Here is a 20055-nt window from a genome sequence, read left to right as displayed (position 1 = left end):
GCCGCAACAAAGACGTGGATGGCCGGGACATAGGCGAGCGGAAGCGACGCCGTCCTTCAGACGGCTATGCCCGGCCATGACGAAGAGTATTGGGTGAATTGAGCGGAAAAATGCTTTTACGCGTTCGGCGGCTCGGCGTGACTGATGACGCGCTTGACGGTCGGGAACGCGCGGCGCAGCGCGCGCTCGATCGCATCGACGTTCTCGTGAACCCTGATCACGCTCATCGAGGGTGCGGCGCGGCAATGGAAATTGACGATTTCGCCGGCGTCGGTGTTGCGCACCCGCACATTATGGATGTCATGGATCGCGGTGTCGGCGGCAAAGCGCGACAATGCGGTCTTGATGGTTTCGACGCGGTCGGGCGCGGCGTCGGTGCCGTGCGGCAGTTCCGGCTCCAGCGGCTCGATATGGGTGTCGACCTCGACGTCCTCGCCGAATTCGTCGCGGATGTGGCGCTCGAGTTCGTGGGCGATGGCGTGGGCGTCGTTGAGCGCCATCTCGCCGTCGACCTCGAGATCGATGCTCACCGTCAATTTGCCGCCGAGATCATGCACGGTGACATGGTGGACGGCGAGGCCGGAATTGCGGGCGATCACCATGATGCGCTCGCGCACGCTCTCATTGTTGCGCGCGACCGGCACCGCGGTGAAGGTCAGATCGGCGTCCTTGAGCGCCTTTGTCACGGCGTCCTGCGCGCGGCGCTTGATCTCCTCGACCCGGTCGATCGGATAGGTGCGCGGCACCTGCACAATGGCGTCGATGAAATGCGTCGAGCCGACCATCCGCATCCGCAAACGTTCGACACCGACCACGCCGGGCACGGTCCGGATTGCGGCGGTGGCGCGCTCGGCGGCGCCTTCGGGCGCGCGGTCGAGCAGGGTTTCGACGGTGGAGCGCGCCAACCGCAATCCGAGTAGCGCGATCATGATTGCGACCGCGACCGCGGCCGCGGCATCACCCCAGGCGTAGCCCTTCGCGGAAAGCGCAAGCCCAATGATGACGGCGACCGAGCCGAGCACGTCGGATGCAAAATGCAGCGCGTCGGCCGCCAGCGCCTGGCTCTTGGTGTCGTGCGCCGCCCGGTGCAGCGCCCGCGCACGCCAGACGTTCACCGCGATATCGACCACCAGCACGATGAACGGGATGGCCGAGATCGTCGGCGGCGGCGCGCCTTCGCGCAGCCGGCTCCAGGATTCGACGAGAATGCCGCCGGAGAGCACGTACAGCATCGCGATAATGCCAAGCGCGGAGATGCTCTCGAGCTTGCCATGGCCGTAATGATGCTCCTTGTCGGCGGGGCGGTCGGAAACCCGCACCACCATCCAGGTGATGATGGTCGCGACCACGTCGACCGACGAGTGCAGGGCTTCCGAGACCAGCGCGAGCGAACCGATCGCAATGCCGACGACGAATTTCGCCGCGGCCATGCCGGCGCTGGCGAACACGGAAATCGCCGCGACGCGGGATTTTACGATATGATCGGGATGGCTCATGGGCCGGGGTGTAGCAGGGCGTCATGCAAGATTAAAGACGCGATCGAATGCGTTAGTTGCCAATCAATTGCAGCAGTGATTGTTGCGAATTGTTCCGATTTTAAAGAGGGAGCGCATAGCGTTCACGGATAGCCAGCCCCGGGAATTTCCACATCCACGACATCGATGCGGGCAGACGATTTACGCTGCCGCAGCTCTTCGGGCGACGTCGCAGCACTCAGGCAGAACAGCGTCCGCCGCTCCGCTCCGCCGAGAACACAGGCAATGGCGCGGCGGCCGGGCACGTTTATTCGCTGCAACTCGCGCCCGTCGCGGTCCAGGCGAATGAACGCGTCCTCATCGAAGGATGCGACCCACACGGCGCCGTCACGACCAAGGCAGATGCCGTCGGGAGATTTCACACGCCCAAATCGGGCGCGAAAGTTCAGGCCACCGTCGGCCTCAATGTCGTACTCGGCGAGGCAATCGCCATCCATTTCAGCGACGACCAGCCGGCTGTTATCAGCGGAGACCGCAATGCCGTTGGGAAACCGCAATCCATCGGCCACAACTCGCCTCGCGCCGTCAGGCATCACCAGAATGATGCGCCCGACGGCGCCTCGATCCGGCGGCGGCGGCAAATCGAAGCCGAGATCGCCGACATAAGCCCGTCCCAATCCATCGACGATCATGTCGTCGATCGTACCGGTCGCTATTCCCGACAGGTCGGCGTAGAGCGAAAGCTCGCCGTCGGCGTAGCTCATCAGACGCTTGCGGAACATCGTCAACACGATGAGTTTTCCTCCCGGCAAGATGCCGAGCCCGCAGGGAGTGTCGTCCGCAAATTTCGCGTGCTGTTCGCATTTGCCGGCGGGATCGAGACTCAGAAGTGTCCGATCCATGCAATCGACAAACCAGAGGCGGCCGCCATGCCAGCGTGGCCCCTCGAAATAGCGACCCCCGTCGAGTACGCGAGTTAGCATCGTAATTGCGCTTACAGCGTCACGACGATCTTGCCGAGATGCCTGTTGGCTTCCATGTGCTCGAACGCTTTGGCGATATCGTCGAATGAAAAAACCTTGTCGATCGGCAATTGCAATTTTCGCGATTCAACCGCGGGCCAGATATCTTTGCGGACTTCGTCAAAAATCTCGCGGATTTCCTCGATCGTCCGGGTGCGGAAGGTGACGCCGATATAATGAATGCGCCGCGCGGCGTGTAAATCAAAATTGAATTCGGCGCGGGTGCCGCCGAGCCGGCCGACATTGACGATACGGCCTTTTATTTTCGTGGCGGCGAGATTCTGGCTTGCGACCTTGCCCGAGACCTGATCGACGATCAGGTCGACGCCTTCGCCGCTGGTCGCTTTCAGCACCTGATCGACCCAGCCGGGATCGCTGGAATCGACCGCGAGATCGGCGCCGAACTCCTTCAGCCGGGAACGCCGCATCGGATCCGTCGAAGAGCCGATCACGAGGCTCGCGCCTTTGAGTTTTGCGATCTGCATCGCCATCAGGCCGACGCCGGAGCTCGCGCCTTGAATCAAGACCGACTGGCCCGGCTGCAGCGCGCCGTTGGTCACGACCGCATTGTGCATGGTGGCGAGTGCGACGGGCAGGGTGGCGGCTTCCTCGAAATTCATGTTCGAGGGGTTTTTAAACACCCGGCCGTGATCGGCGAGCGTATATTCGGCGAACGCAGCACCGCCGGAGCCCATCACCCGGTCGCCGACCTTGACGCCTTTGGCATCCGGGCCAAGTTCGGCAACTTCGCCGGCCCATTCCATCCCCAGTACCGCGCCGACGCCGCCGGCGCTGCCGTGCGCATGGCCCTTGGTCATGCCGAGATCGGCGCGATTGAGACCGCAGGCGCGCACGCGAACCAACACTTGGGTGCCTTTCGGCGCAGGTTTCGCAACCTCGGTGATGGCGGGGCCGTTGGCGCCGTAGACATAGGCTTTCATGGCTCTTCTCTTTTTTGTTAAGGCGAAGGGCTTTATTCAGCCGCCACGCGCTGGGCGCCGGACATCATGCCTTCGAGCCGGCTCTGAATGATGGCTTCGGCGTCACGCATGATGCGCGACACCAATTCGGCGCAGGAGGGGATGTCGTGGATCAGGCCCTGCACCTGACCGGCCGACCAGATGCCCTCATCGGCATCACCTGACGCGTAGACCATCTTGCCGCGGGCGCCGGCGACGAGCTCGCGCACGTCCTCGAATTTTGCGCCTTCCTTCTCCATCGCGACGACCTTGGTGGAGATTGCATTCTTGGCGACCCGCGAGGTGTTGCGCATGGTGCGGAAGATCAGCTCGGTCTCGCGCTCGTCATTGGCGACGATGCGTTCCTTCACCAGTTGATGGATCGGGCTCTCCTTGGTGCACATGAAGCGCGTGCCCATATTGATGCCCTCGGCGCCGAGCGCCAGCGCCGCCACGAGCCCGCGGCCGTCGCCAAACCCGCCCGAGGCGATCATCGGGATCTTGACCTTGTCGGCGGCGACCGGGATCAAAATCAGGCCGGGCGTGTCGTCCTCGCCGGGATGGCCGGCGCATTCAAAACCGTCGATCGAGATCGCATCGACGCCCATGCGCTCCGCCGACAGTGCGTGACGGACGCTGGTGCATTTGTGCACGACCACGATGCCGTGCTTCTTGAATTCGGTGACGTGCTCCTGCGGCTTGTTGCCGGCGGTCTCGACGATCTTGATGCCGCTCTCGATAATGGCCTGGCGATATTCCGCATAAGGCGGCGGCTTGATCGAGGGAAGAATGGTGAGGTTGACGCCGAACGGCTTGTCGGTCAGCGAGCGACAGCGCACGATTTCCTTGGTCAGATCCTCGGGCGTCGGCTGCGTCAGCGCGGTGATGAAGCCGAGCGCGCCGGCGTTGGCAACGGCTGCGACCAGCTCCGCGCGTCCCACCCATTGCATGCCGCCCTGCACGATCGGGTGCTCGACGCCGACGAGTTCGGTAAAGCGAGTTCTTATCATCCCTGACCCCTGATGTTTCCCCGGACGCTGCTGATCGCGCGCCTGTGTGTGTGTGTTTTGCGAGATTTCGGAGGACAGGATGGCGTCATGCCCGGCAAAAGTCTACCGGGCGCGAAAGCGGCTCAGGCAGTCCGATCATGCAAAGGCGAGGGCCTTTGTTTCCGTGGGGCGGACAATTCCGTCATATAGGCCGGCGATTTTGGCGCGCTGGGCAACCAGCGCCAGCACCGCATCCAGCGCTGGCGTCGGTATCTGCGTTAAACGCCCCATTTCCTGCACCACGGTCACCAGCGGATCGATCTCCATCGGGCGGCCGCGTTCAAGATCCTGCAGCATTGATGTCTTGTGAGCGCCGACCTTGCGTGCGCCCTCGATCCGCCGTTCGACGTCGACGCGGAATTTGACCCCAAAACTTTCGGCGATCGCCTGGGTTTCCAGCATAATCGCTTTCGACAGCGCGCGCGTGGTCGGATCGGAGCAGATCACATCGAGCGTTGCATGGGTCAGCGCCGAGATCGGATTGAGGCAGACATTACCCCACAACTTGAGCCAGATTTCGTCGCGGATGCGCTCGAGCGCGGGGGCCTGCATTCCAGCCGCGACGAATAGCGCGGAAAGCCGCTCAACGTCCGAACTGATTTCGCCCGACGGCTCTCCGATCGGGAAGCGATCGCCGTAGACATGGCGGATCACGCCTGGCGCCTCGATCTCGGTTGCGGGATAGACGATGCATCCGATCGCCCGCTCTGGCGTAAGCTCGCGCCATTGCCGTCCGCCGGGATCGATGCTGTCCAGCGTCGAACCCTCGAAGCGGCCGCCGTGCTTGTAAAAATACCAATAGGGAATTCCATTGACCGCGGTGACGATCCGCGTTCGTGGCCCGAGCAGCGGCTGCATCGCTTCGATCGCGCCGGTGATGGAATGTGCCTTCAGGCAGACGATCACGAAATCTTGCGGTCCGAGCTCGGAAGGATTGTCGGTGCAGCGTGGCTGCACCACGCGTTCTTCATCACCGATCAGCAGTTTCAATCCGCTCTCGCGCATCGAGGCAAGATGCGCTCCGCGCGCAACCAGGCTGACGTCGGCGCCAGCGCGCAGCAGTTGCACTCCCAGATATCCGCCGATCGCGCCGGCGCCATAGATGCAGATTTTCATGAAAACTTTCCAGCGCAGTTGGTGGAAATTTCAGCACCGACTCCTTGCAGGCTTTGAGCGGTAACTCAAAGCCGGGGAGGTCGCAGCCGACGCGGAGCTCTTGTCAGGCAGCCGAGACGGTTGGCACCGCTGCCACTTCATCGAGCGCGGTAGCGATGTCGCGCATGCTGATGACGCCGATCAGGGAGTAATTGTCGATCACAGGCAGATGGCGGATGTGGTGCCGGTGCATGAGATAACGGACCTGTTCGAGCGTATCGGTCGAACTGCAGGAGACGAGATGCTGCACGGAAATCAGTTGCGAGACCTTCAGGTTGACGCCGGCAGCACCATGCTCGGCAATGGCGCGGACGACGTCGCGCTCGGTGAACATGCCGACCGCGGTGTTGCCCTCGGTCCGGACCACGTCTTTGACCACCAGCGCGCTGATATTGCTGGCGCGCATCAATTGAGCGGCAATGGCGACGGTTTCGTTCATTCGAACCGTCACAACGCGGGCAGTTTTCTTACACAGGATGTCTCCGACTTGCATCGCAACCTCCCTAGATGAGCCGCAGGACCCTCTTCGTGTGGAAAAGATTGGTATACATTATGCCAACCGTCAATTAAATTTCGCTTTAACGCCGTCAGCCACTCGCGAACTTTAAAAAAACGGCAGTGATCTTGACGTTTGGACGACCTGGATCTCGCACCTCGGGCCTCGCCCGTTCAGGTTGAAAGCAGACCAAACATGCTATCACATTTTACGTTCCGTTGAGCCGCGCAAAAAAGAGGCGCACACGGTGCGCCTCTTTTCATTGAATGCAAGGGTTATCAGGCGGCCCTGGCGTCGCCGGCGCGAGTATCCGACCTCGCTTCACTGCCCAGGATGAAAGTGCGTCGCATTGGCTTGATCACGAACAGCGCCGTGAGCGCGGCGGTCGCGTTGAGCGCAACGGCGATCACGAACACCGCCTGCCAGCCATATTTGGAGGCGACGAGGCTTGCGAGCGGCACCAGCAGGGCGGCGGTTCCCTTCGCCGTGTACAGCATGCCGTTGTTGGTGGTGGCATATTTTGCTCCGAACGTATCGCCTGATGTCGCCGGGAACAGGCTGTAGATTTCACCGAACACGCCGAAATAAACCGCGGTCGCCAGCACGAAGACGATGGGGATTTGGCCGTAGGTCGATAGCGTCAGCAGCATCAAGGCGCCGATCGCGAACGCGATAAACATCGTGTGTTCGCGGCCGATATGGTCGGAAACCCAGCCGAAGAACGGACGGCCGAAGCCGTCGAAGATCCGGTCGAGCGATATCGCAAAGGTCAGCGCCGCCATCTGGAAGCCGAGAAGACCGACGGGCTCATTGGCGATCTTGAAGTCGTGGGCGATCGGCGCGATTTGCGCCGCCGCCATCAGACCGCCCGCGGCGACCATCACGAATGTCAGATACATCACCCAGAAGATCGGGCTGCGCAGCACCTGCGGCGGCGTGAAGTCGATCTTGGTCTGGGGCAGATTGAGCTGCTTCTTCTTGATCGGCATCGCCCGCGCCGGCTTGCGCAGGAAAAAGGCGAGGATGAAGACGATCAAGCCCTGGCCGATGCCAAATGTAAGAAAAGCGGCCTGGTAGCCGCTCGCCGCAATCATGTTCGCAATCGGCACCACCGTGATCGCAGCACCGGCGCCAAAACCCGCGGCGGTCGCGCCCGCCGCCAGGCCACGGCGGTCGGGAAACCATTTTAGCGCATTGCCGACGCAGGTGCCGTATACCGAGCCGGCGCCGATGCCGCCGACGATCGCGGCGACATAAAGCAGCACCAGCGAATTGGCGTAGGAGTTCATCACCCAGGCGATCGCGATCATCACCCCGCCGAACATGATCACCGCACGTGGACCGTATTTGTCGACGAACCACGCTTCGATCGGAACCAGCCAGGTCTCCGTCACCACGAACAGCGTAAAGGCCAATTGGATCGCGGCGCGGCCCCAGTGATATTTGGCGTCGATGGGGTCGACGAACAGCGTCCAGCCATATTGCAGATTCGCGATCATCGCCATGCAGACGACGCCCATCGCAAGTTGTAACCAGCGGAAGTAGGTGCGTTCAGAGACCGGCGACGCCGGCCCTCGAGTGGTGGCGGTCATGGTTTCTCCCCAAGGGCACGCTTCTGTTGGACGAGCGTTACCCGGAAGCCATTTTGGTATGTGATATGCCAGAGCGCAAGTCATACTTCCTTTGCAGCGTTGTCGCGTCCAAAATGTCGCAGTCGCTTGCTGTCGGCCTCCGCGGTTCCGGGCGCGGAACGCAGGGCAAAAAAAGACCCCGGTAAACCGGGGGCTGGGAAGCGGATTGCAGGGTCTGGTCCGCGATAGTGCAGGCTTGCTGCAACGCCGCGCTTTTGCAGCGCTCAGAGGCCGAAATAGGGGAGGTCGCCGTTACGAACAGCGATATTGGCGTTCGCCATCAGCAGGCGATCGATCGCGGCCATCACGCGGCCGAAAAATGTGGCCGGGCGTGCGAGGCCGATAGAGGCAGACTTGGACATTTTGTTCCCTTGTTGCGATAGCGAGACATGAGCTAGGCATGCCAGATGCCAGCGCCACGCATTCGCCTGCATAGCAGCATATTGGCTCTTGCAATGCAACATAATTGGTTCCGCAAGCGGTAGCATTGTCCGGCCCGAGCCAAAGGGCCCAATCATCTGGAATCGGCATGCCGAGCGACTCGGTCGCGACGGCAGGAGAATGCCCGGACGCCCCTCGGCAGGTCACCAGCCTCTCGCGCGGTGAGGAATGTCGAACTCGCCGCCCTTGAACATGTGAGACCAGTAGAGCCAGGGAAGCAACTTCGTCTTCAGGAGCCACATGCTGCGGCGGGGAACGCGCGGGTCGAGCGGGAAGCTCGGCGTCACCTTGCCGCCATAGGCGAACTCGGCGAGCACGATCTTGCCGTAGGCAACGGTGAGGGGGCACGACCCGTAGCCGTCATAGGCTCTCGTCAGCGGCTCGCCTTTCATGGCGGCCAGCAGATTGGCGACCACGATGGGCGCCTGTATGCGCACGGCCGCTGCGGTCTTGGCGTTGGTCGTGGAAGCCGCATCTCCGAGGGCAAAGATATTCGGATAGCGAACATGACGCAGGTTGGCGGGATCGACCTCGATCCAACCGGCGGCGTTCGCGAGCGGACTTGCACGGACGACGTCGAGGCCGGTCTGCGGCGGCACGACATGGATCATGTCGAAGCGCTTTTCGACCTCGGAGACCTTGCCATCCGCGCCAGTGACGGAAAACAGCGCAGTCTTCGTAGATCCATCGATCGCCTTGAGATTGTGCTTGTAAGCAACCTTGATGCCGTAGCCGTCGACCGCTTTCTGCAGCGGCGGAACGAAGAATGGCACGCCGAACAGCGCCTCGCCCGCCAGGTTGAATTCGAGCGAGGCGGCCGAGAGCTCGCGATTGCGCCGCAGGTGGTCGGCCATCAGATACATGATCTTCTGCGGCGCGCCGGCGCATTTGATCGGCATGGCCGGCTGCGTGAACAGGGCGGTGCCGCCGCGAAAGCTCTTGATCAGCTGCCATGTGTATTCGGCGGTATCGGGCCGATAATTGCTGCAGACGCCGTTGCGTCCCAGCGCGTCGGTCAGGCCCTCAATGGCGTCCCAATCGATCTTGAGCCCGGGGCAGGCGATGAGGAAGTCGTAGCGGACCTGCCGGCCGTCCGAGAGCCGGACCGCGTTCTCGTCCGGATCAAAGCTTGCCACCGCGGCCCTGATCCACGTCACGCCTTTCGGGATCAACTTCTCCTCGCGCCGTTCGGTCTGCTTGCGGCTAAAGACGCCGGCGCCAACCAGCGTCCAGCCCGGCTGGTACCAGTGAAGCTCCGATGGCTCGACAATGGCGATGTCGAGGCCCGGGTCATGGCGCTTCAACTCCGCCGCGACGGTGATGCCGGCGGCGCCGCCCCCGACGATCACGATGGCATGTTTCACCTCTGCGATGCCTGCCGCTGCTTCTTGCACGATTGCGTCCATGGACGCCTCCTTCGCTCTTGTTAGATCTTTTTCACTTGCATTTTTTCATATCTCACTATAGTTAATTATATAATGATATCGACCGGCGTCAAGGAGGTCCCGATGAAACCTATTGCAGTCACAGCCAAGCTCGCGGTCGCGCCGCAGCCGAAACTTTCGGACTTTCAAGAGTTTAGACGGTCTGGTTTTACGACCGTGGTCAACAACCGGCCCGACGGCGAAGATCCCACCCAGCTCGGCTCAGCCGTGGAAGCGGAAGCCGCTCGCGCAGCTGGGCTCGGCTATGTCCACATTCCCGTGACGACCATGGGCATGACCGAACAGGACGCTCGGCTTCTCAAGGAGACGATCGAGCAGGCGCCCGGTCCTGTCGTCGCGCACTGCAGGAGCGGCGCACGCTCCTTCTACCTTTGGGTTCTCTCGGGTGATCTCGATTCGCTTTCTGACGAGGAACTGCTTGCCAAGGCGAGAGAGCTCGGCGTCGACACGAACGCGGCCCGGGCCTGGCTTGCCGCCCACCGCAACGGTTCTGCAGGAGATCACAAATGACCGAGCCCATCCTTGAACGACCGGCGCCGGCCGTCGTTACCCGGCCGCTGCTGATCGGCAGCCCCGCGCCTCGCTTCTCAACCCGCACCACCATGGGCAAGCGATCGCTGGACGATTATCGCGGCCGCTGGCTGGTGTTCTTCTCGCATCCAGCGGATTTCACGCCGGTCTGCACCAGCGAGTTCGTCGCCTTCTCGAAAGCCTACGACCGCTTCCAGGCGCTGGGCTGCGATCTCCTGGCGCTCTCCGTCGACAGCCTGTACTCGCATATCGCCTGGGTGCGCTCGATCCACGAACGCTTCGATGTGACGGTGCCGTTCCCGATCACCGAGGATCCGTCGATGGCGATCGCCGCCGCCTACGGCATGATTCATCCGGACGCGGCCGACAGCTCCACCGTGCGGGCGACCTTTGTCATCGATCCTGACGGCCTGATCCGCGCGATGGTCTGGTATCCGATGTCGACCGGCCGTTCTGTCGAGGAAATTCTCCGTCTCGTCGAAGCGCTGCAGACCACCGACCGGGAAGCCGTGTCAACGCCGGAAGGCTGGCGGCACGGCGATGCCGTGATCGAGCCGGCGCCGATCACCGTCGATGCCCTCAATGAATCAGGCGCGTCCGGCGACACGCTGGACTGGTATTACCGCCTGAGAAAACTATGAGGCGGATGATGAACCAGATCACGCGCGTCAAACCCGACGTCAAAGGCTTTTTCGACCCGCGCACTTCGAGCATCCAGTACGTCGTCGGCGATCCGGCCACCAGGGCCTGCGCCATCATCGATCCCGTGCTCGACTTCGACGAGAAGTCGGGCGCGACCGGGACCGTCAACGCGGACGCCATCCTCGCCTATGTCGCCGAGAATGACCTGACGGTCGCATGGATTCTCGACACCCATCCGCACGCCGACCACTTCTCGGCCGCGCATTATCTGCACGAGAAGACGGGTGCGCCGACGGCGATCGGCGAGCGTGTCGTCGACGTGCAACGCCTTTGGAAGGGCATCTACAACTTGCCGTCGCTGCCATCCGACGGTTCGCAATGGAACTGTCTCTTCCAGCATGGCGACCGCTTCAAGGTCGGCTCGCTCAACGCGCATGTGCTGTTCTCGCCCGGACACACGCTCGCCTCGATCACCTATGTGATCGGCGACGCCGCCTTCGTCCACGACACGCTGTTCATGCCGGATAGCGGCACGGCGCGCGCCGATTTTCCCGGCGGCAGCGCCAAGACGCTGTGGGCGTCGATCCAGGACATTCTCGCGCTTCCCGATGAGACCCGGGTCTTTACTGGTCACGATTATCAACCGGGCGGGCGAGAGCCGCGCTGGCAAAGCACGGTCGGCGACCAGAAGCGCCTGAACCCGCATCTGGTCGGCAAGAGCGAGGCGGAGTTCATCGCTCTGCGCGAGGCCCGCGACCGGACGCTCCCGATGCCGAAGCTGATCCTGCATGCCCTGCAGGTGAACGTTCGTGGCGGGCGTCTTCCCGAGTCCGAGGACAACGGCAGACGCTATCTCAAATTTCCGCTCGATGCGCTTCCGGGCGCGGCCTGGGAATGATCATGCGCAAGCCACAGAAACGCGACTCTACGGTCACGCGCGAGAAGGCGGAGGCTGCCAGCTCGTTCATGAAGAGCCTCGCCAATCCAAACCGGCTCATGATCGCCTGCGCGCTGCTCGACGGCGAACGCTCCGTGGGCGATCTGGAAACCGATCTCGGTCTTCGCCAGCCAAGCCTGTCGCAACAGCTCGCCGAGCTGCGTGAGAGCGGCATCGTCGAGGCGCGTCGCGAGGCCAAGCAGGTCTTCTACCGGATTTCGGATCAGCGAGCGGTCGCCCTGCTTGCGACCCTGCACCAGATTTTTTGTGGAGAGATGCCGGATCTCACGTCTGCCGTCCCGGCGCCACAGGCCACGCCAGCTCGCAGGAAGTTCACTGAAGCTGCCATGTTCGCCCGCGTCGAGCCGGGTGGCAGGAGCGCACTATGACCGCGATGATCAGCGCCGCGCTGAGTTCTGGAGCGCTGGTCGGGTTTTCGCTCGGACTGGTCGGAGGCGGCGGCTCCATCCTCGCAACGCCGCTGTTGCTCTACGTCGTGGGCGTGGCTCAGCCCCATGTCGCGATCGGCACCGGCGCACTTGCGGTTTCGGTGAATGCTTTCGCCAATCTCGCCGGCCATGCCCGCGCCGGAAACGTCCGCTGGCGATGTGCCGTCATCTTCGCCGTCGTCGGCACGCTCGGCGCCTTCGCCGGATCGAGCCTCGGCAAGCTCGTCGACGGCAATCGGCTGCTGTTTCTGTTCGGGCTCATCATGGTCGCCGTTGGTGCGATGATGCTGCGGCCGCGCCGTGAAAATGGTGCGGCCGAGCGGGAGGCCAATCTCGCAACCTGCCTGCTGACGGCGGCAGTCGCGTTCCTCGCCGGTATGGCGTCGGGATTCTTCGGCATCGGCGGCGGATTCCTGATCGTGCCGGGCCTGATGCTGGCTACCCGCATGCCGATGATCAAGGCAGTAGGCTCCTCGCTGCTGGCGGTGGGCAGCTTCGGGCTCGCCACGGCGATCAACTACTCGCTGTCCGGTCTGGTCGATTGGCGGCTCGCCGGCGAGTTCATCGCCGGCGGCATCGTGGGTGGGCTCGCCGGCATGATGCTGGCCAATCGGCTGTCGCACGGCAAAGATACGCTGACGCGCATCTTCGCGGCCCTGATCTTCGTCGTGGCCGGCTACGTCCTCTATCGCAGTGGACAAGCGATGATGAGTTAGGGAAGGTCCAGCCTGCCTATTCGGCGGCGAGCTTGCGCGGCGGATCGAGCGCGCCGGAATCGTGGATCTCCGCCACCTGGTGATCGGTCAAGCCGAGCACCTGCCGCAAAATCTCGTCGGTGTGTTCGCCGAGCAGCGGCGAGCGCTTCACCTCGGTCGGGCTGTCCGACATCTTGATGGGATTGCCGACCGACAAATACTTGCCGCGCTCGGGATGATCGACCTCGACCACGGTGCCGGTGGCACGCAGCGATTGGTCTTCGGCGAGTTCCTTCATCGACAGGATCGGGCCGCAGGGGATGTCGTCCTTGTTGAGGATCTCCATCGCCTCGAACTTGGTCTTGGTCATCGTCCATTGCTCGATGCGCGAAAAGATCTCGTTGAGGCGTGACAGCCGGGCAGGGGGCTTGGCGTAATCGGGATGGGTCTTCCAGCCGGGCTCGCCGATGACGTCGCAAATCTTCTCCCAGACCGGCGCTTGCGTGATGAAGTAGATGTAGGCGTTGGGATCGGTCTCCCAGCCCTTGCACTTCAGGATGCGGCCGGGCTGGCCGCCGCCGGAATCGTTGCCTGCGCGCGGCACCGCGTCGCCAAACGGAATGCCTTCGCCGAACTGGCTGTATTCCTTGAGCGGACCATAAGCGAGGCGCTGCTGATCGCGCAGTTTTACGCGCGCGAGATTGAGCACGCCGTCCTGCATCGCGGCGGTGACCTTTTGTCCCTTGCCCGTGACGGTGCGCTGATAGAGCGCGGTGACGATGCCGAGCGCCAAATGCAGCCCGGTGCCGCTGTCGCCGATCTGCGCGCCGGTGACCAGCGGCAGGCCGTCGCGAAAGCCGGTGGTCGATGCCGCGCCGCCGGTGCATTGCGCGACGTTCTCATAGACCTTGCAGTCTTCGTAAGGCCCGGGCCCGAAACCCTTGATCGAGGCCACGATCATCTTCGGATTGATGCTTTGGATCTTCTCCCACGGAAATCCCATGCGGTCGAGCACGCCGGGGCCGAAATTTTCCACCAGCACGTCGCATTGCTTGATCAGCGCGGTCAGGACTTCCTTGCCCTTCGGGTTCTTGGTGTCGAGCGTGATCGAGCGCTTGTTGTGGTTGAGCATGGTGAAATACAGGCTGTCGACCTTGGGGATGTCCTGCAATTGACCGCGGGTGATGTCGCCGACCCCGGGGCGCTCGACCTTGATCACGTCGGCGCCGAACCAGGCCAGCAATTGCGTGCAGGTCGGGCCCGACTGGACGTGGGTGAAATCGAGAATGCGAACGCCCTCGAGCGCCTTTGTCATCTTACTCTCTCCATAAGTGTGACGCCGTCATGCCCGCGAAGGCGGGCATCCAGTACTCACCGTCGGTTAAATTGGGCACAGCTCTCATGTCACGATAGTTCGGTGGGTACTGGATCCCCCGCCGGAGCCTGTCATCGGGCTCGCCGAAGCCGAGACCCGGTGGCGGGGGATGACGTTGATGGTTAGGCCCGTTCATTTCTTCTTCAGCACGCTTTGCGGGTTGAGGTTGCCGATGCGGCCGCTCTCGGAGCCGGCCGCGGGATCGATCACGGCGTTGATCAGGGTAGGCTTGCCGGAATCCATCGCCGCGTTGACGGCGCGCTTCAACTCGTCGGGCGTCGTCGCATTGACGCCTGTGCCGCCGAACGCCTCCATCATCTTGTCGTAGCGCGAGCCCTTGACGAAGACGGTGGTCGCAACATCGGGACCGCCGGTCGGATTGACGTCGGTGCCGCGATAGATGCCGTCATTGTTGAAGATGACGACGCAGACCGGCAAATTGTAGCGGCAGATGGTCTCGACCTCCATGCCGGAGAAACCAAAGGCGCTGTCGCCTTCGACCGCGAGCACGGGCTTGCCGGTTTCGATCGCGGCACCAATGGCAAAGCCCATGCCGATGCCCATCACGCCCCAGGTGCCGACATCCAGGCGTTTGCGCGGTTTGTACATGTCGATGACGCCGCGGGCGAGATCGAGCGTGTTGGCGCCTTCGTTGACGAGGATGGCGTCCGGCCGCTCCTTGATGATGCTGCGCAGCGCCCCGAGCGCACCGTGATAGTCCATCGGCGATTTGTTGTTCATCAGCCGCGGCGCCATTTTTGCGATGTTTTCCTCCCGCTTCGCATTGACGGTACCGACCCAGTCGGCCGGCGCGGCCGGCCAGTTGCTGCCCATGGATTCAAGAAGTGCGGCGACGCAGGAGCCGATATCGCCGACCACGGGGGCTGCGATCTCGACATTGGAGTCCATCTCCTTGGGCTCGATGTCGATCTGGATGAATTTTTTCGGCGCTTCGCCCCAACTCTTGCCCTTGCCATGCGACAACAGCCAGTTGAGGCGCGCGCCGATCAGCATCACCACGTCGGCGTCCTTCAATACCGTCGAGCGCGCGGCGCCCGCGCATTGCGGATGAGTGTCGGGCAACAGGCCCTTGGCCATGCTCATCGGCAGGAAGGGAACGCCGCTCTTCTCGACCAGGGTGCGGATCGAATCATCCGCCTGCGCGTAGGCCGCGCCCTTGCCGAGAATGATCAGCGGACGTTTTGCGCTCTTGAGAACATCGAGCGCGCGCTTGACCGCTGATGGTGCCGGGATCTGGGCCGGTGCCGCGTCGATCACCCGGACCAGCGATTTGGCGCCGGCATCCGCCTTCATGACCTGCGAAAAGAGTTTTGCGGGCAGGTCGAGATAGACGCCGCCCGGCCGCCCCGACACGGCGGCGCGGATCGCGCGCGCCAGACCAATGCCGATGTCGGCGGCGTGCAGCACGCGGAACGCCGCCTTGCACAGCGGTTTTGCGATCGCGAGCTGATCCATCTCTTCATAGTCGCCCTGCTGCAGGTCGACGATCTCGCGCTCCGATGAGCCACTGATCAAAATCATCGGGAAGCAGTTGGTGGTGGCGTTGGCGAGCGCGGTGAGGCCGTTGAGAAAGCCGGGCGCCGACACCGTGAGGCAGACACCGGGCTGTTTGGTCAGGTAACCGGCGATCGCCGCGGCGTTACCGGCATTCTGCTCGTGGCGGAACGAGATGACACGGATGCCCGCGGCCTGCGCCATGCGTCCCAAATCCGTGATCGGGATGCCGGGCACGCCGTAGATCGTGGTGATGCCATTGAGCTTGAGGGCGTCGATGACGAGATGAAAGCCGTCGGTCAGTTCGTCATGGGCGTCGCTCGCCTCGGTCTTGCTCGCGGTGTTCAGCATCGGCCGGGTCTCCCTGATCGTTTCTTGTTGCGACGAGGTTTTCGTCTGCACAGTGACCGCCCAAGTCAGTGGCTTTGTTAAAACAGCTCTTGCCCGTGGGCTTCCACATAGGCGGCAAGGCCGAGCGTATGATCGCGGGCGCGCTTCTCGGCGAGTTCGGTGTCGCGCGCTTCCAGCGCTTCGATGATCGACATGTGCTCGGGCAGCGACGTCGCGGTGCGATCCTTGCGTCCGATCGTCAATTGGCGGTAGCCCCGCACGTGCAAGAGGATGTCGTTGGTCATGTCGACCAAAACCGGCGACTCGCTGAGCGAGATCAGCGCCTGGTGGAAGGCGATGTTGGCCCTGGAATATTCCTCGACATGATCCTGCGGCAAGCGATCGCTGTTAAAATCCTTGAAGAAGTCGCGCAGCGCCGAAATGTCTTTCTTGCGCGCGGTAGTCGTGATCAGCCGCGCGGCCATGCTCTCGAGCGCGGCCCAGGCGCGGATCATGTCGACGATCTCGGTCTTGGTCCGGCGCACCACGACAATGCCACGGCGCGGCACGGTCTTCACAAAACCGTCCTGCTCCAGCATTGCGATCGCCTCTCGGATCGGGGTGCGGCTGACGCCGAGGCGTTCCGACAGTGCGCGCTCGTCGAGCATGACGGGCTCGGGCGTCGCATAGATGTCCATCTTGAGGATTGCTTCCTTCAACGCCTCATAGGCCTTGTTCTTGAAGCTGGTCTCGGGGACGATGCGGACGATTGCGATGTCTGGCTCAGCCATGGTGGGCGACGCCTTGGGTTGTTTGCGCGTGGGCATGACGGATCTGCTCCAGCCGGAGACGTCCTCTATCAGAAAAATATCGATTAGATTTTTGGCATACCAAATGCCAGAATGTCAAGCTGCGCCTATTTTCGGCGTTTTCACGAGGCATCGCGCCTTGACAACCTCGCTTCTGGCATACCAAATGCCATAATCAGCCTACGATCCCAGCGGCCGGAGCAAGCCGCCGCACACGCGGATGCCGCGTTTGCGATCACCGGAAAACCGATCGCGCGCATGCCAGCACTGTTCTGACACAACGAGATCGTGCCGACGAACGAAAAAAATGACCTCGGGGAGGAAGCCAATGTCGAATTCCAAGGATGCGGTCCGCAAAATACTCGATTCAGTCAAGGCGGACAAACGCACCAGCCTGACGGCGCCGGAAGGCAAACTGGTCTGCGACGCCTATGGCATTCCCGTCCCGAAAGAGGGCGTGGCCAAATCCGCAACCGAGGCGGCCGGGATCGCGACCGACATGGGTTTTCCGGTCGTGATGAAAATCGTCTCGCCGGACATCCTGCACAAGACCGAAGCCGGCGGCGTGATGGTCGGCGTCAAGACTGCTGCGGAAGTCGAAACCAACTACGCGACGATCTTGGCGAATGCGAAGAAATACAAATCCGACGCCAAGATCGAGGGCGTACAGATTCAGCAGATGCTGACGGGCGGACAGGAGGTCATCGTCGGCGCGGTGACCGACGGCTCGTTCGGAAAGCTGGTGGCGTTCGGCCTCGGCGGGGTATTGGTCGAGGTGTTGAAAGACATCACCTTCCGCCTCGCGCCGGCGACGAAGCAGGACGCGCTCTCGATGCTGGACGGCATCCAGGCCCATGAGATGCTCAAGGGCGTGCGCGGCAGCGACCCCGCCAACCGCGAGGCGATCGCCGACATCATTATCAACGTCTCGAAGCTGGTTACCGATTTCCCTGAGATCGCCGAAATGGATTTGAACCCGGTATTCGCGACCAAAGATGCCGCTGTCGCCGCCGACGTGCGCATTGTCGTCGACTTCGCGCCAAAGCCGCCGCGCCCGCGGCCGAACCACGACGACATCGTGCGCCAGATGAACCGGATCATGAAGCCGAAAGCGGTCGCGGTGATCGGCGCTTCCAGCGAGAACGGCAAGATCGGCAACTCCGTGATGAAGAATCTCATCAACGGCGGCTACAAGGGCGAGATCTATCCGATCCATCCCAAGGCCGAGGAGATCCTGGGCAAGAAGGTCTACAAGTCGGTCAAGGATATCCCGGGCGAGGTCGATATCGCGGTGTTTGCGATCCCGGCAAGTCTCGTCGCCGGTGCGCTGATCGAATGCGGGGAAAAGAAGGTCGTCGGCGCTATTCTCATTCCCTCCGGCTATGCCGAGACCGGCAATGTGAAGGGCCAGGAAGAAATCCAGGCGATCGGACAGAAATACGGCATCCGCCTGATGGGGCCGAACATCTACGGCTTCTATTATACCCACGCCAATCTGTGCGCGACGTTCTGCACCGCCTACGACGTCAAGGGCCAGGCCGCGCTGTCATCGCAATCCGGCGGCATCGGCATGGCGATCATCGGCTTTTCGCGCTCGGCGAAAATGGGCGTCTCGGCGATCGTCGGCCTCGGCAACAAGTCCGATATCGACGAGGACGATCTGTTGACGTTCTTCGAGCAGGACGACAATACCCAAATCATCGCGCAGCATTGCGAGGATTTGAAGGACGGCCGGGCGTTTGCCGAAGTCGCAAAGCGGGTGTCGAAGAAGAAGCCGATCGTGGTGCTCAAAGCCGGACGCACTTCGGCCGGCGCCAAGGCCGCAAGCTCGCACACCGGCGCGCTCGCGGGCAACGACAAGATCTATGAGGATGTGTTCAACCAGTCCGGCGTGATCCGCGCGCGGTCGCTGCGCGACATGCTGGAATTCGCCCGCGGCGTCCCGGTGCTGCCGACGCCGAAAGGGGAAAACGTCGTCATCATCACCGGCGCCGGCGGCTCGGGCGTGCTGCTGTCGGACGCCTGTATCGACAACAAATTGTCGCTGATGACGATCCCGCCTGATCTCGACGCGGCGTTCCGCAAATTCATCCCGCCGTTCGGCGCTGCCGGCAATCCCGTCGACATCACCGGCGGCGAGCCGCCGATCACATACGTCAATACGGTAAAGCTCGGGCTCGAAGACCCGCGCATCCATGCGCTGATCCTGGGCTACTGGCACACCATCGTGACGCCGCCGATGGTGTTTGCGCGGAACATGGTGGAAGTGAAGAAGGAGATGAAGGCCAAGGGCATCGAAAAGCCGATGGTGGCTTCGCTCGCCGGCGATATCGAGGTCGAGGAGGCCGCCGACTATCTCTACCAGAACGGCATCGTCGCCTACGCCTACTCGACCGAAATCCCGGTCGCCGTGCTGGGCGCGAAATACAAATGGGCGCGCGGCGCGGGGTTGTTGTAAAGAGTTCGTCATTCCGGGACACGCGTCGTCGCGTCGACCCGGAATGACGAATTTTTGGATTCTCCATGTTCCAATTTTTCGGAACTTCATTCGCCGCGATGACGACAGGGTTCGCGATGGAACCCCCCTCAGTCGCGTGGAACGTCTCTCCGGTCCCGCTGTTGACGGGATGTCAACAAAATTGACTGGAGGAACTATGAAGAAGCACATTGCTGTCTCATTGATTGCAGCGTCGCTGTTTGCATCGGGCGCGGCGTTCGCTCAATCCACCACGGCGACAGGTGCTGCGAACGGCGCCCGTGCCGGCGGCGAAGTCGGTGGACCGGTCGGCGAGATCGTCGGCGGTACGGTCGGTGCGGCTGTCGGCGCCGGTCTGGAAATCCCGAGCGCCGTCATCACATCCATTCAGGGCGAGCGTGCACCCTCGGTGACGGTACGTGAGCGTGTTGTGGTGGGCGAACCGTTGCCGCCAACCGTCGAATTGCGGCCGGTCCCCAACTACACGGAGTATCGCTACGCGCTCGTCAATGACCGGCGGGTGATCGTCGAGCCGCGGACGCGCAAGATCATCAAGATCATCGACTAACCGAGCGGCCGACTTGCCAAAATCCTCGCGGGATTTGTTTCCCGCGGGGATTTTT

General features: G+C 62.4%; 17 protein-coding genes and 2 pseudogenes. 7 read left to right on the top strand and 12 right to left on the bottom strand.

The window, feature by feature from the left end:
* Positions 1-116: 116 nt before the first annotated feature.
* From B5526_RS04900 to B5526_RS04860, 9 genes are all read right to left on the bottom strand, one after another.
* Positions 117-1496, bottom strand: a complete 1380-nt coding sequence (locus B5526_RS04900) for a cation diffusion facilitator family transporter (protein WP_079537186.1) — start codon at positions 1494-1496, stop codon at positions 117-119.
* 122 nt (positions 1497-1618) lie between these two features.
* Positions 1619-2458 carry an SMP-30/gluconolactonase/LRE family protein gene (locus B5526_RS04895; RefSeq protein ID WP_079537185.1) on the bottom strand — a complete coding sequence of 280 codons (840 nt, stop codon included), beginning with the start codon at positions 2456-2458 and terminating at the stop codon, positions 1619-1621.
* An 11-nt stretch (positions 2459-2469) separates the two neighbouring features.
* The gene (locus tag B5526_RS04890) at positions 2470-3438 is read right to left on the bottom strand and encodes a zinc-binding dehydrogenase (RefSeq protein ID WP_079537184.1); all 969 of its coding nucleotides are present in this window, start codon (positions 3436-3438) and stop codon (positions 2470-2472) included.
* A 32-nt stretch (positions 3439-3470) separates the two neighbouring features.
* Positions 3471-4466, bottom strand: a complete 996-nt coding sequence (locus B5526_RS04885; RefSeq protein ID WP_079537183.1) for an NAD(P)H-dependent flavin oxidoreductase — start codon at positions 4464-4466, stop codon at positions 3471-3473.
* A 135-nt stretch (positions 4467-4601) separates the two neighbouring features.
* Entirely contained in the window at positions 4602-5621 is a 1020-nt protein-coding gene (locus tag B5526_RS04880; RefSeq protein ID WP_079537182.1) for a 2-dehydropantoate 2-reductase, read from the bottom strand.
* A gap of 103 nt (positions 5622-5724) precedes the next feature.
* Complete coding sequence (locus B5526_RS04875; protein ID WP_079537181.1) at positions 5725-6153, bottom strand: CBS domain-containing protein; 429 nt, start codon at positions 6151-6153, stop codon at positions 5725-5727.
* A gap of 281 nt (positions 6154-6434) precedes the next feature.
* Positions 6435-7748, bottom strand: a complete 1314-nt coding sequence (gene oxlT / locus B5526_RS04870) for an oxalate/formate MFS antiporter (RefSeq protein WP_079537180.1) — start codon at positions 7746-7748, stop codon at positions 6435-6437.
* 263 nt (positions 7749-8011) lie between these two features.
* Positions 8012-8149 carry a hypothetical protein gene (locus B5526_RS38365; RefSeq protein ID WP_172841970.1) on the bottom strand — a complete coding sequence of 46 codons (138 nt, stop codon included), beginning with the start codon at positions 8147-8149 and terminating at the stop codon, positions 8012-8014.
* Between the two features lie 222 nt (positions 8150-8371).
* Entirely contained in the window at positions 8372-9634 is a 1263-nt protein-coding gene (locus B5526_RS04860) for an NAD(P)/FAD-dependent oxidoreductase (RefSeq protein ID WP_079537178.1), read from the bottom strand.
* A 102-nt stretch (positions 9635-9736) separates the two neighbouring features.
* Here B5526_RS04860 and B5526_RS04855 point away from each other — a divergent pair, with 102 nt between their 5' ends.
* The 5 genes and pseudogenes from B5526_RS04855 to B5526_RS04835 all read left to right on the top strand — a co-directional run bounded on the left by B5526_RS04855 (position 9737) and on the right by B5526_RS04835 (position 12948).
* Positions 9737-10183, top strand: coding sequence for a TIGR01244 family sulfur transferase (locus B5526_RS04855; protein WP_154071132.1), 447 nt, complete (start codon positions 9737-9739; stop codon positions 10181-10183).
* Positions 10180-10845, top strand: a complete 666-nt coding sequence (locus B5526_RS04850; protein WP_079537176.1) for a peroxiredoxin — start codon at positions 10180-10182, stop codon at positions 10843-10845. The genes B5526_RS04855 and B5526_RS04850 overlap by 4 nt, the downstream gene beginning before the upstream one ends.
* A gap of 29 nt (positions 10846-10874) precedes the next feature.
* A pseudogene (locus B5526_RS04845) lies at positions 10875-11744 on the top strand (MBL fold metallo-hydrolase); the annotation flags it as partial.
* Positions 11741-12052: pseudogene (locus B5526_RS04840) on the top strand (metalloregulator ArsR/SmtB family transcription factor); the annotation flags it as partial. The pseudogenes B5526_RS04845 and B5526_RS04840, both read left to right, overlap by 4 nt.
* A gap of 116 nt (positions 12053-12168) precedes the next feature.
* Entirely contained in the window at positions 12169-12948 is a 780-nt protein-coding gene (locus B5526_RS04835; protein ID WP_079537175.1) for a sulfite exporter TauE/SafE family protein, read from the top strand.
* A 16-nt stretch (positions 12949-12964) separates the two neighbouring features.
* Here the strand turns inward: B5526_RS04835 and frc are convergent, their stop codons facing one another.
* The 3 genes from frc to B5526_RS04820 all read right to left on the bottom strand — a co-directional run bounded on the left by frc (position 12965) and on the right by B5526_RS04820 (position 16974).
* The gene (gene frc, locus B5526_RS04830) at positions 12965-14242 is read right to left on the bottom strand and encodes a formyl-CoA transferase (RefSeq protein WP_079537174.1); all 1278 of its coding nucleotides are present in this window, start codon (positions 14240-14242) and stop codon (positions 12965-12967) included.
* A gap of 192 nt (positions 14243-14434) precedes the next feature.
* Positions 14435-16168, bottom strand: a complete 1734-nt coding sequence (gene oxc, locus B5526_RS04825) for an oxalyl-CoA decarboxylase (protein ID WP_079544699.1) — start codon at positions 16166-16168, stop codon at positions 14435-14437.
* Positions 16169-16245: 77 nt separating this feature from the next.
* Positions 16246-16974 (bottom strand): GntR family transcriptional regulator, encoded by a 729-nt coding sequence (locus B5526_RS04820; RefSeq protein WP_079537173.1) that lies wholly within the window; start codon positions 16972-16974, stop codon positions 16246-16248.
* A 310-nt stretch (positions 16975-17284) separates the two neighbouring features.
* On the opposite strand from B5526_RS04820, the gene B5526_RS04815 reads away from it, so the two are divergent.
* On the top strand, positions 17285-19414 hold the full coding sequence (locus B5526_RS04815) for an acetate--CoA ligase family protein (protein ID WP_079537172.1): 2130 nt from the start codon (positions 17285-17287) through the stop codon (positions 19412-19414).
* 196 nt (positions 19415-19610) lie between these two features.
* A complete protein-coding gene (locus B5526_RS04810) occupies positions 19611-20000 on the top strand; it encodes a DUF1236 domain-containing protein (protein ID WP_079537171.1) in 390 nt (129 codons plus the stop codon).
* The last annotated feature ends 55 nt before the right edge of the window (positions 20001-20055 follow it).

The sequence above is a fragment of the Bradyrhizobium lablabi genome, assembly GCF_900141755.1.
Lineage (GTDB): Bacteria > Pseudomonadota > Alphaproteobacteria > Rhizobiales > Xanthobacteraceae > Bradyrhizobium > Bradyrhizobium lablabi_A.
This window is presented reverse-complemented; position numbering and strand designations above follow the sequence as displayed.

Excerpts from the sequence above, each read along its gene's own strand:
- B5526_RS04860 (WP_079537178.1), bottom strand. The coding sequence starts at position 9,634 with ATGGACGCAATCGTGCAAGAAGCAGCGGCAGGCATCGCAGAGGTGAAA.
- B5526_RS04850 (WP_079537176.1), top strand. The coding sequence starts at position 10,180 with ATGACCGAGCCCATCCTTGAACGACCGGCGCCGGCCGTCGTTACCCGG.
- frc (WP_079537174.1), bottom strand. The coding sequence starts at position 14,242 with ATGACAAAGGCGCTCGAGGGCGTTCGCATTCTCGATTTCACCCACGTC.
- oxc (WP_079544699.1), bottom strand. The coding sequence starts at position 16,168 with ATGCTGAACACCGCGAGCAAGACCGAGGCGAGCGACGCCCATGACGAA.
- B5526_RS04810 (WP_079537171.1), top strand. The coding sequence starts at position 19,611 with ATGAAGAAGCACATTGCTGTCTCATTGATTGCAGCGTCGCTGTTTGCA.
- B5526_RS38365 (WP_172841970.1), bottom strand. The coding sequence starts at position 8,149 with ATGTCCAAGTCTGCCTCTATCGGCCTCGCACGCCCGGCCACATTTTTC.
- B5526_RS04815 (WP_079537172.1), top strand. The coding sequence starts at position 17,285 with ATGTCGAATTCCAAGGATGCGGTCCGCAAAATACTCGATTCAGTCAAG.
- B5526_RS04855 (WP_154071132.1), top strand. The coding sequence starts at position 9,737 with ATGAAACCTATTGCAGTCACAGCCAAGCTCGCGGTCGCGCCGCAGCCG.
- B5526_RS04885 (WP_079537183.1), bottom strand. The coding sequence starts at position 4,466 with ATGATAAGAACTCGCTTTACCGAACTCGTCGGCGTCGAGCACCCGATC.
- B5526_RS04880 (WP_079537182.1), bottom strand. The coding sequence starts at position 5,621 with ATGAAAATCTGCATCTATGGCGCCGGCGCGATCGGCGGATATCTGGGA.
- B5526_RS04875 (WP_079537181.1), bottom strand. The coding sequence starts at position 6,153 with ATGCAAGTCGGAGACATCCTGTGTAAGAAAACTGCCCGCGTTGTGACG.
- B5526_RS04890 (WP_079537184.1), bottom strand. The coding sequence starts at position 3,438 with ATGAAAGCCTATGTCTACGGCGCCAACGGCCCCGCCATCACCGAGGTT.
- B5526_RS04820 (WP_079537173.1), bottom strand. The coding sequence starts at position 16,974 with ATGCCCACGCGCAAACAACCCAAGGCGTCGCCCACCATGGCTGAGCCA.
- B5526_RS04895 (WP_079537185.1), bottom strand. The coding sequence starts at position 2,458 with ATGCTAACTCGCGTACTCGACGGGGGTCGCTATTTCGAGGGGCCACGC.
- oxlT (WP_079537180.1), bottom strand. The coding sequence starts at position 7,748 with ATGACCGCCACCACTCGAGGGCCGGCGTCGCCGGTCTCTGAACGCACC.
- B5526_RS04835 (WP_079537175.1), top strand. The coding sequence starts at position 12,169 with ATGACCGCGATGATCAGCGCCGCGCTGAGTTCTGGAGCGCTGGTCGGG.
- B5526_RS04900 (WP_079537186.1), bottom strand. The coding sequence starts at position 1,496 with ATGAGCCATCCCGATCATATCGTAAAATCCCGCGTCGCGGCGATTTCC.